14 protein-coding genes are annotated in these 14,663 nt (G+C 54.8%); 9 read left to right on the top strand and 5 right to left on the bottom strand.

The annotated features are described in order from the left end of the window. Positions 1-81: 81 nt before the first annotated feature. From yebS to NUX24_RS04060, 4 genes are all read left to right on the top strand, one after another. A complete protein-coding gene (gene yebS, locus NUX24_RS04075; protein WP_023312213.1) occupies positions 82-1,365 on the top strand; it encodes a membrane integrity lipid transport subunit YebS in 1,284 nt (427 codons plus the stop codon). Further along, positions 1,334-3,967, top strand: coding sequence for a PqiB family protein (locus NUX24_RS04070; RefSeq protein WP_047652308.1), 2,634 nt, complete (start codon positions 1,334-1,336; stop codon positions 3,965-3,967). Before yebS ends, NUX24_RS04070 begins: the two co-directional genes overlap by 32 nt. 77 nt (positions 3,968-4,044) lie before the next feature. Next, a complete protein-coding gene (gene rsmF, locus NUX24_RS04065; protein WP_374693100.1) occupies positions 4,045-5,487 on the top strand; it encodes a 16S rRNA (cytosine(1407)-C(5))-methyltransferase RsmF in 1,443 nt (480 codons plus the stop codon). 106 nt (positions 5,488-5,593) lie between these two features. Further along, positions 5,594-5,833, top strand: a complete 240-nt coding sequence (locus NUX24_RS04060) for a YebV family protein (protein ID WP_008500472.1) — start codon at positions 5,594-5,596, stop codon at positions 5,831-5,833. 34 nt (positions 5,834-5,867) lie between these two features. On the opposite strand, the gene pphA is transcribed toward NUX24_RS04060, so the two are convergent. Further along, positions 5,868-6,512 (bottom strand): protein-serine/threonine phosphatase, encoded by a 645-nt coding sequence (pphA, locus tag NUX24_RS04055; protein ID WP_257830066.1) that lies wholly within the window; start codon positions 6,510-6,512, stop codon positions 5,868-5,870. A gap of 166 nt (positions 6,513-6,678) precedes the next feature. Here pphA and NUX24_RS04050 point away from each other — a divergent pair, with 166 nt between their 5' ends. Next, on the top strand, positions 6,679-7,620 hold the full coding sequence (locus tag NUX24_RS04050) for a VirK/YbjX family protein (protein ID WP_257830065.1): 942 nt from the start codon (positions 6,679-6,681) through the stop codon (positions 7,618-7,620). Positions 7,621-7,795: 175 nt separating this feature from the next. Further along, entirely contained in the window at positions 7,796-8,692 is an 897-nt protein-coding gene (locus NUX24_RS04045) for a benzoate transporter (protein WP_257830064.1), read from the top strand. Between the two features lie 440 nt (positions 8,693-9,132). Here NUX24_RS04045 and NUX24_RS04040 read toward each other — a convergent pair whose 3' ends face one another. Genes NUX24_RS04040 through yobA form a run of 3 tightly spaced genes read right to left on the bottom strand, consistent with a single transcriptional unit; the run spans position 9,133 to position 10,730 of the window. Beyond that, entirely contained in the window at positions 9,133-9,471 is a 339-nt protein-coding gene (locus tag NUX24_RS04040; RefSeq protein WP_257830063.1) for a YebY family protein, read from the bottom strand. Positions 9,472-9,487: 16 nt separating this feature from the next. Beyond that, the gene (copD, locus tag NUX24_RS04035; protein WP_257830062.1) at positions 9,488-10,357 is read right to left on the bottom strand and encodes a copper homeostasis membrane protein CopD; all 870 of its coding nucleotides are present in this window, start codon (positions 10,355-10,357) and stop codon (positions 9,488-9,490) included. A gap of 1 nt (position 10,358) precedes the next feature. Continuing rightward, positions 10,359-10,730, bottom strand: coding sequence for a CopC domain-containing protein YobA (gene yobA / locus NUX24_RS04030; RefSeq protein ID WP_257830061.1), 372 nt, complete (start codon positions 10,728-10,730; stop codon positions 10,359-10,361). Positions 10,731-10,867: 137 nt separating this feature from the next. Here yobA and NUX24_RS04025 point away from each other — a divergent pair, with 137 nt between their 5' ends. The 3 genes from NUX24_RS04025 (at position 10,868) to exoX (ending at position 12,546) form a co-directional block, all read left to right on the top strand. Then, positions 10,868-11,098, top strand: a complete 231-nt coding sequence (locus NUX24_RS04025; protein ID WP_008500465.1) for a DNA polymerase III subunit theta — start codon at positions 10,868-10,870, stop codon at positions 11,096-11,098. 110 nt (positions 11,099-11,208) lie between these two features. After that, entirely contained in the window at positions 11,209-11,859 is a 651-nt protein-coding gene (locus tag NUX24_RS04020) for a carbon-nitrogen hydrolase family protein (RefSeq protein WP_126330137.1), read from the top strand. Between the two features lie 24 nt (positions 11,860-11,883). Beyond that, the gene (exoX, locus tag NUX24_RS04015; RefSeq protein ID WP_257830060.1) at positions 11,884-12,546 is read left to right on the top strand and encodes an exodeoxyribonuclease X; all 663 of its coding nucleotides are present in this window, start codon (positions 11,884-11,886) and stop codon (positions 12,544-12,546) included. Here the strand turns inward: exoX and ptrB are convergent. Next, complete coding sequence (ptrB, locus tag NUX24_RS04010; RefSeq protein ID WP_257830059.1) at positions 12,543-14,603, bottom strand: oligopeptidase B; 2,061 nt, start codon at positions 14,601-14,603, stop codon at positions 12,543-12,545. The two genes, exoX and ptrB, sit on opposite strands and share 4 nt — an antisense overlap. Between the last annotated feature and the right edge of the window lie 60 nt (positions 14,604-14,663).

The raw sequence follows: 14,663 nt of genomic DNA, 5'->3' as shown, positions 1-14,663 counted from the left end.
AGCATTAAATGCGCTCATGCTCAAGATGAATCCGTTCATGAGTTATTATAACTTTCAACAATACTTATTTGTGCGCAGCTGATGGCCTTAAAAACAACCAAAATTACGCCGACAAGAAAGATAACTGTCCATACGGTAAGCGAAGCTTTGCCACGTGCACATTATCAGCGTTGCCCCCAGTGCGATACGCTTTTTATGTTGCCGAAGATGAAATCGCACCAAAGTGCCTTTTGTCCGCGATGCGACGCCAAAATTCGCGATGGCCGCGACTGGTCGTTGACCCGCCTCGCCGCCATGGCCGTCACCATGCTGCTGCTGATGCCCTTCGCCTGGAGCGAACCGCTGCTAAAGCTCTACCTGCTTGGCGTACGTATTGACGCCAACGTGCTGCAGGGTATCTGGCAGATGACCCGTCAGGGGGATCCCATCACCGCTGCCATGGTGCTGTTCTGTACCGTTGGCGCGCCGCTGGTGCTGGTCGCCGCCATTGCCTATCTTTGGTTTGGCAATATTCTCGGCATGAATCTTCGGCCGGTACTGCTGATGCTGGATAAGCTCAAAGAGTGGGTGATGCTGGATATTTATCTGGTGGGCGTGGGCGTTGCGTCAATAAAGGTGCAGGACTACGCCTTTTTGCAGCCCGGCATCGGACTCTTTGCTTTCATCAGCCTGGTGTTGCTGAGCATACTGACGCTTATCCACCTGAACGTTGAACAGCTCTGGGAGCGATTTTACCCTCAGCGCCCCGCCACGCGTCCTGATGAAAATCTGCGCGTCTGTCTGGGATGTCACTATACCGGCTTGCCCGACGCGCGTGGGCGCTGCCCGCGTTGCCACATTCCGTTGAGACTGCGGCGCAACAACAGCCTGCAAAAATGCTGGGCCGCGCTGATCGCCTCCCTGGTGTTTCTGATCCCAGCCAACATGCTGCCGATTTCCATCATTTACGTGAATGGCGGGCGTCAGGAGGATACTATCCTCTCCGGGATTATCTCCCTTGCACACAGTAATGTCGGGGTGGCTGCGATCGTTTTTATTGCCAGTATTCTGGTTCCCTTTACCAAAGTGGTGGTGATGTTTACCCTGCTCATTAGCATTCACTTTAAATGTGAACAAGGCTTACGGACCCGCATTCTGCTGCTGCGGTTCGTCACCTGGATTGGCCGCTGGTCAATGTTAGATCTGTTCGTAATTTCGCTGATGATGTCGCTCATCAATCGCGACCAGCTACTTGCTTTTACAATGGGACCCGCGGCTTTTTATTTCGGCTCTGCGGTGATATTGACTATTCTTGCTGTGGAATGGCTGGATAGCCGCTTACTTTGGGATGCACATGAGTCAGGAAACCCCCGCTTCGCCGACTGAAGCGAGAATTAAAACAAAACGCCGCATTTCGCCATTCTGGTTGCTGCCCGTCATCGCCCTGATGATTGCAGGCTGGCTTATCTGGACGAGCTATGAAGATCGCGGGAGTACCGTCACCATTGATTTCCAGACCGCCGACGGCATCGTCGCCGGGCGAACGCCCGTTCGCTTCCAGGGGGTTGAAGTGGGTACGGTTCAGGACATCTCCCTTGGAAAAGGGCTGAACAAGATTCAGGTGCGGGTCAGTATTAAATCTGACATGCAGGATGCCCTGCGCAGCGAAACGCAGTTCTGGCTGGTCACGCCAAAAGCGTCTCTGGCCGGCGTGTCAGGGCTGGATGCGCTCGTGGGCGGTAACTATATTGGCATGATGCCGGGTAAAGGCGAGCCGCAGGATCACTTTGTTGCCCTGGATACACAGCCCAAGTACCGCCTCAACAACGGCGATTTAATGATCCATCTGCAGGCGCCGGATCTCGGTTCTCTGAACAGTGGCTCGCTGGTCTATTTCCGCAAAATCCCGGTTGGCCGCGTGTATGATTACGCGATCAACCCGAATAAACAGGGCGTCACCATCGACGTGCTGATCGAGCGTCGCTTCACCAATCTGGTGAAAAAAGGCAGCCGCTTCTGGAACGTCTCCGGCGTGGATGCGGACGTCAGCCTGAGCGGTGCGAAAGTGAAGCTGGAAAGTCTGGCCGCGCTGGTGAATGGTGCCATTGCCTTTGACTCCCCGGAAAACTCAAGCCCTGCCACCGCGGATGACTCATTTGGATTGTACGCTGACCTGGCGCACAGCCAGCGCGGCGTGATCGTCAAACTCGCCCTGCCCGATGCTAAGGGGCTAAAAGCGGGTTCAACGCCGCTGATGTATCAGGGGTTGCAGGTTGGTCAGCTCACCAAAATGACGCTCAACCCGGGCGGCTCGGTCACCGGCGAAATGACGGTCGATCCGAGCGTGGTCGATCTCCTGCGCGAGAAAACACGTATCGAAATGCGCAGTCCAAAGCTCTCCCTGAACGATGCCAGCCTCAGCACGCTGTTGACCGGCAATACGTTTGAGCTCATCCCCGGCGAAGGTGAGCCCAGCAATAGCTTCGTGATTGCCCCGGCAGATAAATCCCTGCTGCAAAAGCCGGGCGTAGTGACCGTCACGCTGAATGCGCCAGAAAGTTACGGAATCGAAGCCGGTCAGCCGTTAATTTTACACGGCGTGCAGGTCGGCCAGGTGCTGGAGCGTAAGCTCTCCGCGAATGGCGTGACCTTCTCGGTCGCCATCGATCCGCAGTACAGCGACCTGGTGCACGGTGACAGCAAATTCGTGGTGAACAGTCGCGTCGATGTGAAGGTGGGACTGGACGGCGTGGAGTTCCTCGGCGCCAGCGCCAGTGAATGGGTTAACGGCGGCATCCGCATTCTGCCTGGCGATAAAGGCCCCGTTCGCGACAGCTATCCGCTGTATGCCAACCTGGAGAAAGCGGTTGAAAACAGCCTCAGCGATCTCCCTACCACCACGCTGACATTAAGCGCCGAGACGCTGCCGGACGTACAGGCAGGATCCGTGGTGCTGTATCGCAAGTTTGAAGTTGGGGAAGTGATCACCGTTCGCCCGCGTGCGGACGCGTTTGATATCGAACTGCATATCAAGCCGGAGTACCGCAAGCTGCTGACGCCAAACAGCGTCTTCTGGGCCGAAGGCGGCGCGAAAGTTCAGCTTAACGGTAACGGGCTGACCGTGCAGGCCTCCCCGCTCTCACGCGCGCTGCGCGGAGCTATTAGCTTCGATAACCTCAGCGGCGCGGGCGCGAACCTGCGTAAAGGCGATAAGCGTATTCTCTTCCCGTCCGAAACCGCCGCACGTGCCGTGGGTGGACAGATTACCCTGCACGCGTTTGATGCCGGCAAGCTGGCGGAAGGTATGCCAATCCGCTATCTCGGCATTGATATCGGGCAGATCCAGAAGCTGACGCTGATTACCTCGCGCAACGAGGTGCAGGCCACCGCCGTGCTGTACCCGGAATATGTGCAGACCTTCGCCCGCACGGGTTCGCGCTTCTCGGTGGTCACGCCGCAGATCTCGGCCGCGGGCGTTGAGCATCTCGACACCATTTTGCAGCCTTACATCAACGTGGAGCCGGGCCAGGGCAATGCCCGTCGTGATTTCGAGCTGCAGGAAGCCACGATCACCGACTCGCGCTACCTTGGCGGCCTGAGCATCGTGGTGGAAGTGCCGGAAGCAGGCTCGCTGAGCATCGGCACCCCGGTACTGTTCCGCGGCATTGAGGTGGGTACGGTCACGGGTCTGACGCTCGGTACGCTCTCCGACCGCGTGATGGTGGCGTTACGCATCAGCGAGCGTTACCAGCACCTGGTCCGTAATAACTCGGTATTCTGGCTGGCATCCGGCTATTCGCTGGACTTTGGCCTGACGGGAGGCGTGGTGAAAACCGGCACCTTTAACCAGTTCATTCGCGGCGGTATCGCGTTTGCCACGCCGCCGGGCACGCCGCTGGCGCCGAAAGCGCAGCCGGGTAAACACTTCCTGCTGCTCGAAAGCGAACCGAAAGAGTGGCGCGAATGGGGAACCGCCCTGCCGCGTTAATCTGAAAGGCTCCGGTGTCAACGCACCGGAGCCTTTATGTTACACTGCGCACCTGAACTTTTCCCTGTGGTGTGCCCGTGGCTCAAAACTCCGTATTTCTTCCTGAACAATTCCTGGCGCAGATGCGCGAGGCGCTTCCTTCTCACCTGTCGTTAGACGATTTTATCGCCGCCTGCCAGCGTCCGTTACGCCGGAGTATTCGCGTCAACACGCTGAAAATCAGCGTCGATGATTTTCTGGCGCTGGTCTCGCCGTACGGCTGGCAGCTTACGCCGGTACCGTGGTGCGCTGAGGGGTTCTGGATCGAACGCGATGACGAAGCCTCCCTACCGCTGGGCAGTACCGCTGAACATCTGAGCGGTTTGTTCTATATTCAGGAAGCCAGCTCGATGCTGCCGGTTGCCGCCCTGTTTGCCGATGGCAATGCGCCTGAGCGCGTGATGGATGTTGCCGCGGCGCCCGGCTCAAAAACCACGCAAATTGCCGCCCGGATGGGTAACCACGGGGCGATCCTCGCCAACGAGTTTTCCGCCAGCCGCGTGAAGGTGTTGCATGCCAACATCAGCCGCTGCGGTATTCATAATGTTGCCCTGACGCACTTTGACGGACGCGTGTTTGGCGCCGCTCTACCGGAAGCCTTCGATGCCATTCTGCTGGACGCGCCCTGCTCCGGCGAAGGGGTGGTGCGTAAAGATCCCGACGCGTTAAAGAACTGGTCAGTTGAGAGCAACCTTGAGATCGCCGCCACGCAGCGAGAGCTGATCGAGAGCGCATTTCACGCCCTGCGCCCAGGCGGCACGCTGGTCTATTCAACGTGTACCTTAAACCGCGATGAAAACGAAGACGTCTGCCTGTGGCTGAAAGCGAACTACCCGGAGGCAGTTGAGTTCCTGCCGCTTAACGACCTGTTCGCCTCGGCACAGGAGGCGGTCACGCCGGAGGGTTTCCTCCACGTGTTCCCGCAGATTTACGACTGCGAAGGGTTCTTTGTGGCGCGTTTGCGTAAAACGCAGGCGGTTGCTCCCCTGCCCGCGCCTAAATTCAAGGTCGGCAACTTCCCGTTTTCCCCTCTTAAAGGTCGCGATGCAGCACAGCTTGAAGCCGCCGCTAAAAAGGTTGGGCTGGTATGGGATGAGAGCCTGCACCCCTGGATGCGTGATAAAGAGATCTGGCTGTTCCCGGCACAGATCGAGCCGCTCATCGGAAAGGTCCGTTTTTCACGAATAGGGATCCGCCTGGCGGAAGTGCATAACAAAGGCTATCGCTGGCAGCATGAGGCCGTTATCGCCCTTGCCGGATGCGAGAATACCTTTACCCTGACGCATAAGGAAGCAGAGGAGTGGTACCGTGGCCGCGATGTCTATCCGGACAGCACGCCATCTGACGATGAAGTGATAGTGACGTATCAGGGATATCCGCTGGGGCTGGCAAAAAAGGTCGGCTCAAGGCTGAAAAACACTTATCCGCGCGAGCTGGTTCGGGACGGTCGGCTGTTTACCGGTAACGATCGCACGGATTGATAAAAAGCGCATTTTTTTACTGGCGATTTTGCTCTCTTTGTCTACGATCAAAAATGGGTGGCCGCACTGGTCATACCAGATTTTGACAACCGACCCGGAGAGCACTATGACGAAAACCAGCGTGCGTATTGGCGCTTTTGAGATCGACGACGCAGAGCTGCGCGGCGAAGCACAAGGCGATCGAACGTTAAGTATTCCCTGCAAATCCGACCCGGATTTGTGCATGCAGCTCGATGCATGGGATGCAGACACCAGCGTCCCGGCAATACTTGATGGCGAACATTCTGTCCTTTACCGTGAGCATTACGATAGTAAAACCGATGCCTGGGTCATGCGTCTTGCCTGACCTAAAAAGAACCCGCCCGAAGGCGGGTTATTTATTACTGCAGCTGCGCCAGCGTGAAGTAACCGTCGAAAACTGCCCCCGTATCAATGTAGTGAAGATTATTAAAATCATACCTTCTGTCGAGGGGCGTATGCCCAAACCAGAAATGATCCGCGCCGCTGATGCCCTCTCCTTTGCCCACCATAAATCCCATCAGCCTGTCGCGGTTCCATAAAACGCGCTGGGGACTAACCGGTTTTTGCCACCGGTATTCCGCGGCCGGATAATCAGCATGGGCTATCACATTCAGACCGTTCGCACAGGTTATCTCGATGATATGCGGTAAATCGCGACAGGCATCAAGCAACGACAGGGCCAGCTGTTGCTGGTCGCGTTCAAGATGCGAAAACCATATTCCGCCATTCATCGTCCAGAGTGAAAAATCGTTATTATCCAGACTGTCGAGAGCCATTTGCTCATGGTTTCCCCGCACGGCACGAAACCATTTTTCATGAATTAACTGCAGGCATTTAACGCTATCAGGGCCACGATCGATCACATCCCCGACTGAAATAAGTAGATCCTCATATGGGTTAAAATGACGGCGTTTAAGCTCATCCATAAGCCACTGGTAACAACCGTGTATATCGCTGACAACCCAGACGTGACGCCACATCCCACCTTCAATTCGCTGATACATAGAACCTCCTTTAAACAGTATAGCCGCCGCAGAAAAGGCGACAGACAGGCGCGGTCGTCACGAAGTGAAACAAACGGTAAACCAAACAGAAATAAAGATCCTCGCGCTATTAATCCCTTTTTATTGGCTCTTTAGAATAAGGGTATAAAAAAAGAGGGGTCATCACGTGTCTAATACGCACCTGCATAACGATGTTTTTTATCCGCATCGCACAAATATTATTTCCGAGCTGGTGAACGGCAAACGCGTGCCGGGGCCGATCTGGCGCAAACGCGAATATCGCCTGAAGTTCCTTTTACGCTCGCTTCTGTTCTGGTCTTCCACCCATCGCATGCTCGAAGCCCTTTCGGGGCGCGACGATTTTGACAGACTGCTGGCCTCTCAAATTACGTTGCCCAGCAAGACCCACCGACAGTATCTGATGCGCGGCCTGACGGCTAACGATCGCGCCGACGCTATCGTCAACCATTACTCCTGGATTGATAGCCTGACAGAGAGCGGTCTCGCTCAGGCCCTGAGCAGCCCACAGGAGCAAGCCGTTGTGCAGTTCCATGCCAAAGACGGTGTAACCTATACGGTCAATGCATCCTCTGCCGGGAAAGCCGAGCGCGAAGGCGAAAGCACGCTGTGGCTACGCGACAACGAGGATACGCTGCTGGCTAGCCTGACCTTTAGCGTCGCGCGCAGTAACGGTCAGCAAGTCATGGTCATTGGCGGGCTTCAGGGACCCCGTCGCTGCGTATCGCGAGACGTTATTAAACAGGCCACCCGCGCCTGTCATGGCCTGTTTCCTAAGCGCGTGTTAATGGAAGTTCTTTTTCAGCTGGCTGCACAGTCATCTGTCCGGGCGATTTTTGCCGTAAGCGACGAGGGGCACGTTTTCCGCGCCTTGCGATATCGCCTGAGCAAAGGCCGCCATTTCCACGCCAGCTACGATGAATTTTGGGCATCACTAGACGGTAAAAAGCTTTCGGCCTTCTGCTGGCAGCTGCCGCTGCAGATGGAGCGTAAATCGCTTGAAGAGATTGCCAGTAAAAAACGTGCCGAATACCGCCGTCGCTTTGAGCTGCTCGATGAAATAGAGGCATCCGTTAAGTCCCATTTTTAAGCCTGGCTGGCGCCTTCGCCCACTGCATAGCGGATGCATTCTGTTTAAAAGAGGAATGATAAAGCAGTGCACTCTTGCGCAGGGCGAGTGCGCTCAGTTAGCATTGCGCGAAATGATACCGGCGAATGCGTTGGGAAAAGCGCACTGTGGGCGCAAAAAATGAGGGACTTCGGTAATGATCTATGACTGCTTCTTATATTACGATGAAGATATGCTTCTCGAAATCAGGCTGAACACGCTCGCGGACGTTGTCGATCGCTTCGTTATCGTTGAGTCAACGCATACCTTTACCGGTAAAAAGAGGCAACTGCATTTTAACATTAATAAATACAGTCAGTTTAAAGATAAAATTATCTACGTTGTGCATGATAAAGAACCGATTACGAAAGCCGCTGAAGAATCTCATCCGGCCCGAGAAGTGATTCCGGGTCTGCCAGAGGGTATGGTGGTGGATGCGTGGGCAAATGAAGCCGCGCAGAGGAATGCCATCATGCAGGGTTTGACGCATGCCAACGATGATGATTTGATTTTAGTTTCCGATGTCGATGAGATATTTTCACCCCAGGTGGTAGCATCGATAAATCCCAAAAAGCTCTGCACCACTATTTATCAGAATTTCTATAATTATCAGTTCAACCTGCAGGTTTTTAATACTGACAACACGCCAAGAAAATGCAAATTACCGAGAGCCACACAATATAAAAATCTCGTTAGTTTCTTTGGCGGCGAACCTGAATCATTCAGGAATCTTAAACGCACCCGAAGCGTTAAAAACTGGTCCTGGCTAAAGTGGAACTGGTTCAAGATTAACAACAGCATCATTGAAAATGGTGGCTGGCATTTCTCTTGGGTAATGACACCCGAGCGCATCTCAGAAAAAATGTCGACCATATCCCATACTGAATACGATCTTCCTGAGTTTAACAACCCGGAACACATCATGAAGGTCATTAAAAACGCGGAAGATATCTGGGGGCGCGACAGGACGTTAATCAAGCAAGAGCTAACGGTTGAAAACTTCCCGGAGTACATTGTCCGCCACAAAGACAAATTCAGCGCGTTCATTATTTAACTTACGGGTTGCCCTTTCGCACCGCAGAGGGCATTTGCTCAGCGGTCGCTCTACCACAAAATTTTAACAAAGATCCCAAAAAACCCTGGACGCACGCGGTCATGAGTATGTTATGGTTTAGACAGGATATGGAATGTTCGAGAAAGTTTCGGGTAAGTTAGAGTCAACACCGAACAATGCTTTGAAAAACATACAGATAAAAAGAGACCGAATACGATTCCTGTATTCGGTCCAGGGAAATGGCTCTTGGGAGAGAGCCGTGCGCTAAAAGTTGGCATTAATGCAGGCTAAGTCGCCTTGCCTTTTAAGAATAGATGACGACGCCAGGTTTTCCAGTCCACAGCTAAAGCGGTCGGAAAAAAAGCGCCAGAGCATCATTAAAAGTGAAAAACCGCAGTGCTTTCGCAAGCATCTGCGGTTTTTTATTGGAAACCCGAACGTTAGCAGAGCTTGTCGGCGCGCTCAATAAACGGTGCCAGACTCATTTTTTGTCCCGGATGCGACGGGTAATCGATTTGAATAATGCTAATCGGCTGGCCGCTGCTCTTGCCGCTGGCTACCTGCTGCTCTGCGGTATCATTCAGCGGGTATTGCACCAGCGTGCTCGGGTTGATGGCATACAGCGCATGACCAGGACGGCAGGTCAGCATCACCTCTTCGCGATTGAACGCCCATTTCTCCTTACCCACTTCAAAACGGCTGACGGTGATAACCTGCGGTGCGGCAAGCGCGCTTCCCGTACAGGCCAGCAATATGAGAGAAAGTACTGTCTTTTTCATATGATATTTAACCTTGTCAGAAGGGTTCCCAGGTGGCGAACAGACTGACCGTTGCCAGCACCAGCGCTCCCAGCACCACTTCTGCCTGTGTCATCCTGATAAAAATCTGTTGTGCTCGTCCGCTCTCCGGACGAAACCGTGGCACCAGAAAATACCGATTTGCCAGCGCAATTACCACCATCAACGCCACCAGCGCACATTTGAACAATAAAAACCGCACGTAGCCAGCCTGCCAGGGAATATCGAGGCCCAGTATCATGAGCGTATTTATCACGCCGGTGAGCAGCACGCCCGCGACGGCGTAATGGCCCACGCTCGAAAAGCGCATCATGGTATAAATGGCGGCATTCTGCCAGCGCCCTTTCGCCAGGCGCATGCAGAACAGCAGAGGCAGTAATCCGCCGAGCCAGGTGGCGGCGCAGATCAGGTGAAAAGCATAATTAAGACGCTGCAGCGCCCCCATCGGACCGTCGTTCATCGCCGCGTGCCCTACCCCAGCCAGCAGGATAAGCTGTCCCATTGCGAGCAGCAGCAGCCGCGAACCTTTTAGCGGTGCGAGCCATGCTGCGCCGACCGTTATCGCAGCGAGTATAATTTGCCACAGCCAGACGCCGCCAAAACGGGTTCCCATCACGCTGAACCAGACCTGTGGCGCAAACACATCTCCCCAGCCGTTGCCCATCAATCCGCCCTGCAGCATAAACATCAGGACCGCAGCCGCCAGGCTCGCTGAGGCCGCCACTTTCTGCTGCGACTGGAAGCGCCGGGACATCAGACGGTGGAGAGAGGAAGGCGCAAACCAGACGCTGTAAAGCGCGTTGCCAAACACCAGCATCAGCGCCCCGAAATGGATAAAGCGCAACCCGATAAAACACAGCGCCAGCATGCTATTTCACGCTAAAGTGATAGCTGCCTTTGGTTTTATGGCCGTCTACGGAGACCACGTGCCAGTCCACCTGGTAAGTTCCTGCTACCAGCGTTTGTTCCAGCGGCACGGTGAGTTGAGCTTTGTTCTTTTCGTCGCGCGTGGCGGTTCCCGTTTTGATGACCTGCTTTTGTGCATCCGTCACCACCACACCGCTAAATCCCGGTTCGATGCCTTCTGAAAAATTCAGCGTAAGTGCCTGCGGAGCGCTCACCACGCTGTCCGCTGCCGGGCTCTGCTGTTTAAGATGTGCATGTGCCAGCACGGAGGGCGCCATCATTGTCGAGGCTACGAAAACCAGTGCGCATACCGCGCGGGAGGTGGAGAAACCCATCGCAATCATTCCTTTTTGTTATGTCTGTATGCTAAAGAATAACGCTGTATAATAAACGAGTCGAGGATCATCCTGCCTCCGCTTGTCATCGTCGTGCAATCGCGGTAACGTTGCCGCCGCAGAAAAAGGAGAAGGTAATGAAGATCAATCTGGCCGCCCTTCCGCAGGACGAGATGGATAAAGTGAATGTCGATCTCGCTGCCGCTGGCGTCGCGTTCAAAGAGCGTTACAACATGCCCGTCGTGGCTGAAGTCGTGGAACGGGAACAGCCCGCCCATCTGCGCGACTGGTTTCGCGAAAGACTCATCGCCCACCGCCTTGCCTCGGTCAACCTCTCCCGTTTACCGTACGAGCCTAAAGTTAAATAAGCTTAACGAGTCGTTACATTTCCTTACGCGGAATCTGGCAGGATAAGAAAACCCTGATTATTTTAGGTGTATTCTTAAATCTCTGCGACTCAGTGTATAAGGAAGTCACGATGTCACATTGGAATATAGCGGCAGCCCAGTATGGCGGGCTGCATCAGACTGTAGATGACCATGTTAAGCACCACCTGCGCTTCATCGCCGAAGCAGCACGGCAGCGGTGTGATCTGCTGGTTTTCCCTGAACTCTCATTAACGGGCTCTGGCGCTCCGACGCTACCTCCCCCACCCGATGACGCGCAGCTGGAGCCGCTGCTTAATGCAGCACATTTTTACCAGATTACCGTCATTGCAGGACTCCCTCTGGAACAGGATGGGCAGCGCCAGAAAGGCCTGGTGCTGTTTTCGCCTGCTCGCCATCGCATTTTGCGCTATCCGCAAGGGCGCGGAGCCAGCCTGGTGCCGGGGGACAAGCACCTTAGCATCCTTGATGCACATCCCGATTCTCCCAATCTCGATCCCAGAGCAACGCTTGTTACCAGCTGCCAGTCGGTGGGGGATAATCGCTGGCGGCAGTCCATCAGTAACCTGCAGCGCTTCGCGCATAAATATGCCATTGCGGTGCTGATGGCGAACGCCTGCGGCGGCAGCGCGCTGTGGGATGAAAAAGGCCAGCTGATCGTGCGCGCGGATAAGGGCGAGCTTCTGGTGACCGGCACGCTCGGCGGAGAGGGTTGGCAAGGCGATATCATTCCTTTAGGCTAGGCGTTTTAAGCTCAGGAGTTTTCAATGCTGCGCGTCATCGATACCGAAACTTGCGATCTTCAGGGCGGAATAGTGGAAGTGGCCTCTGTCGACGTGGTTGATGGTAAAATCGTCAACCCCATGAGCCATCTGGTGCGTCCCGATCGCCCCATCAGCCCTCAGGCGATGGCTATCCATCGCATTACCGAATCGATGGTGGCGGATAAGCCGTGGATCGAAGAGATCATTCCCCACTACTACGGTAGCCCGTGGTACGTCGCGCATAACGCCAGCTTTGACCGCCGGGTGTTGCCTGAAATGCCGGGGGAATGGATTTGCACCATGAAGCTGGCGCGTCGTCTCTGGCCGGGGATTAAATACAGCAACATGGCGCTGTACAAGTCCCGCAAGCTCAGCGTCCGTACCCCTGAGGGGCTTCACCATCACCGCGCGCTGTATGACTGCTATATCACCGCCGCGCTGCTGATTGATATTATGAATATCTCTGGCTGGACACCGGATGATATGGCGACGATCACCGGACGTCCCGCGCTGCTGACCACATTTACCTTTGGTAAATATCGCGGAAAGCCGGTGTCCGAGGTGGCGGATAAAGATCCGGGCTATTTGCGCTGGCTGTATAACAACCTCGACAGAATGAGCCCGGAGCTGCACTTAACGCTGAAACATTATCTGGGCGATGCTTAACGCTCTGCACGGCCTGGCAGCGTTTCCTGCGCCAGGCCTATTAAAAAGGCATATTCCAGGGCAACGCCTTCGTACGATTTAAATCGGCCCGATTTACCCCCGTGTCCGGAATCCATGTCGGTACACAGCAGCAGCAGGTTGTCATCGGTTTTCAGCTCTCGCAGTTTCGCTACCCATTTTGCCGGCTCCCAGTATTGCACCTGAGAATCATGCAAACCGGTGGTGACCAGCATATGCGGGTAGGCTTGCGCCTCCACGTTATCGTACGGGCTGTACTCTTTCATATAGCGGTAGTACATCTCATCCTGCGGATTTCCCCACTCCTCAAACTCCCCGGTGGTAAGGGGAATGGATTCATCGAGCATAGTCGTGACCACATCGACAAACGGTACCTGCGCGACAATCCCCTTAAAGCGATCGGGACGCTGGTTGATGACCGCCCCCATCAGCATGCCGCCCGCGCTGCCCCCCATGCCAAAGCATAGCTGCGGAGCGCCGTAGCCCTGCTCAATCAGCGCATCGCAGACGTCAAGGTAGTCATTGAAGGTGTTTTTCTTTTTCAGGAATTTCCCGTCTTCATACCAGTGCTGGCCCAGCTCACCGCCTCCGCGAATGTGGGCGATGGCGAAAACAAAGCCGCGATCGAGCAGGCTTAATCGGCTGCTGCTAAAATCGGCGTCCATGCTGGAGCCATACGAGCCATAGCCGTACACCAGGATCGGGTTTTTGCCTTTCTGGAAATGGCCTTTGTGATAGACCAGCGAGACCGGGACCTCAACGCCATCGCGAGCGGTAACCCACAGGTGCTCGCTGCGGTAGTTTTCGGACTCAAACCCTTTGACCTCGGTCTGTTTAATCACTTGCCGCTGCCCGGTATCCATATCCAGCTCAAACAAGGTGTCCGGCGTGGTCATGGAGGAGTAGCCGTAGCGCAACCGCGACGATTCGGGTTCAGGGTTGAAACCAATCCACGTCACGTAGGCCGGGTCATCGAACGCAATCCCCACCACTTCCCGGGTTTTACGGTTGATTTGCCGGATACTGGTCAGCCCGCGCTGACGCTCTTCCACCACCAGCCAGTCGGTAAAGAGGGTGAACCCTTCCAGCATCACCTGATCCCGCGCGGGGATAAGCACCTCCCACTTGCGCTCATCGCGCACTTTGGTTTTATAGAGACCAAAGTTTTTGCCCTCGCGATTGGAGCGCAAATAAAAGCTGTGCTGGAAGTGATCCAGGCTGTACTCGTGATCCTTACGGCGCGGCAGGAAACAGAGCGGCTGGGCGTCCGGCAGTTCGGCATCCAGCAGCAGGACTTCCGACGTCGTCGCGCTGGCAAGGAAGATAATCACATAGTGGCGTGAGGAAGTTTTATGCAGGCTGACATAAAACGTTTCGTCTTTCTCTTCGTAAACCAGCTCGTCGTCAGCGGAGTCCGTTCCCACGGTATGTCGCCACACCTGGTAAGGGAGCAGCGTTGACGCGTGCTTTTTGACGTAGTAAACCGTCTCGGAATCATTCGCCCAGACAAAATCCGGGGAGACGTTTTCTAGCATTTCCGGATACCAGTTGCCGGTGTCCAGATTGCGAAACCGCAGGCCGTACTGGCGACGGGAGAGGTAATCCTCCGCCAGCGCCATCACCGCGTTGTCAGGCGAAATGGACATGCCGCCCAGGGTATAAAACTCGCTGTGGGCGGCGCGCTGGTTGGCATCCAGGAGAATATCCCACGCATCCCATTCGGCGCTTAACACCGACTGACGCTGGTAGATAGGATACTCATTGCCGGGCTCGTAAATATGGCGATAGCGATAGCCATTTTTGGTCCAGGGCGCGGAGATATCGCGCTGGGGAATACGCTGCACCATTTCATTCAGCAGCTGGTCCTGAAGCGTCTGCTGGCTGGACATGACCTTGCGGCCATAGTCGTTTTCCTCGTGCAGGTAGTCGAGTACCTCTGGCCGGGAGCGAGAATCGTCCCGTAGCCAGTAATAGTTGTCTATACGCGTATCGCCATGCGTGGTGATCGCATAAGGAGTACGTCGGGCTTTCGGTGGCATGTCATCATTCTTTTTCGTTTTACACCCTATAAGGTTGGCAAAACCCACGCATGATGCAAG

This window comes from Enterobacter sp. HG048 (assembly GCF_024702055.1).
Taxonomy (GTDB): domain Bacteria; phylum Pseudomonadota; class Gammaproteobacteria; order Enterobacterales; family Enterobacteriaceae; genus Enterobacter; species Enterobacter dykesii.
This window is presented reverse-complemented; position numbering and strand designations above follow the sequence as displayed.

Coding starts and splice junctions, on each gene's coding strand:
- yobA (WP_257830061.1), bottom strand. CDS start 10,730: ATGGGTTTCTCCACCTCCCGCGCGGTATGCGCACTGGTTTTCGTAGCC.
- pphA (WP_257830066.1), bottom strand. CDS start 6,512: ATGTATCAGCGAATTGAAGGTGGGATGTGGCGTCACGTCTGGGTTGTC.
- exoX (WP_257830060.1), top strand. CDS start 11,884: ATGCTGCGCGTCATCGATACCGAAACTTGCGATCTTCAGGGCGGAATA.
- copD (WP_257830062.1), bottom strand. CDS start 10,357: ATGCTGGCGCTGTGTTTTATCGGGTTGCGCTTTATCCATTTCGGGGCG.
- NUX24_RS04070 (WP_047652308.1), top strand. CDS start 1,334: ATGAGTCAGGAAACCCCCGCTTCGCCGACTGAAGCGAGAATTAAAACA.
- NUX24_RS04025 (WP_008500465.1), top strand. CDS start 10,868: ATGAAGATCAATCTGGCCGCCCTTCCGCAGGACGAGATGGATAAAGTG.
- NUX24_RS04040 (WP_257830063.1), bottom strand. CDS start 9,471: ATGAAAAAGACAGTACTTTCTCTCATATTGCTGGCCTGTACGGGAAGC.
- NUX24_RS04020 (WP_126330137.1), top strand. CDS start 11,209: ATGTCACATTGGAATATAGCGGCAGCCCAGTATGGCGGGCTGCATCAG.
- NUX24_RS04060 (WP_008500472.1), top strand. CDS start 5,594: ATGACGAAAACCAGCGTGCGTATTGGCGCTTTTGAGATCGACGACGCA.
- yebS (WP_023312213.1), top strand. CDS start 82: ATGGCCTTAAAAACAACCAAAATTACGCCGACAAGAAAGATAACTGTC.
- NUX24_RS04045 (WP_257830064.1), top strand. CDS start 7,796: ATGATCTATGACTGCTTCTTATATTACGATGAAGATATGCTTCTCGAA.
- ptrB (WP_257830059.1), bottom strand. CDS start 14,603: ATGCCACCGAAAGCCCGACGTACTCCTTATGCGATCACCACGCATGGC.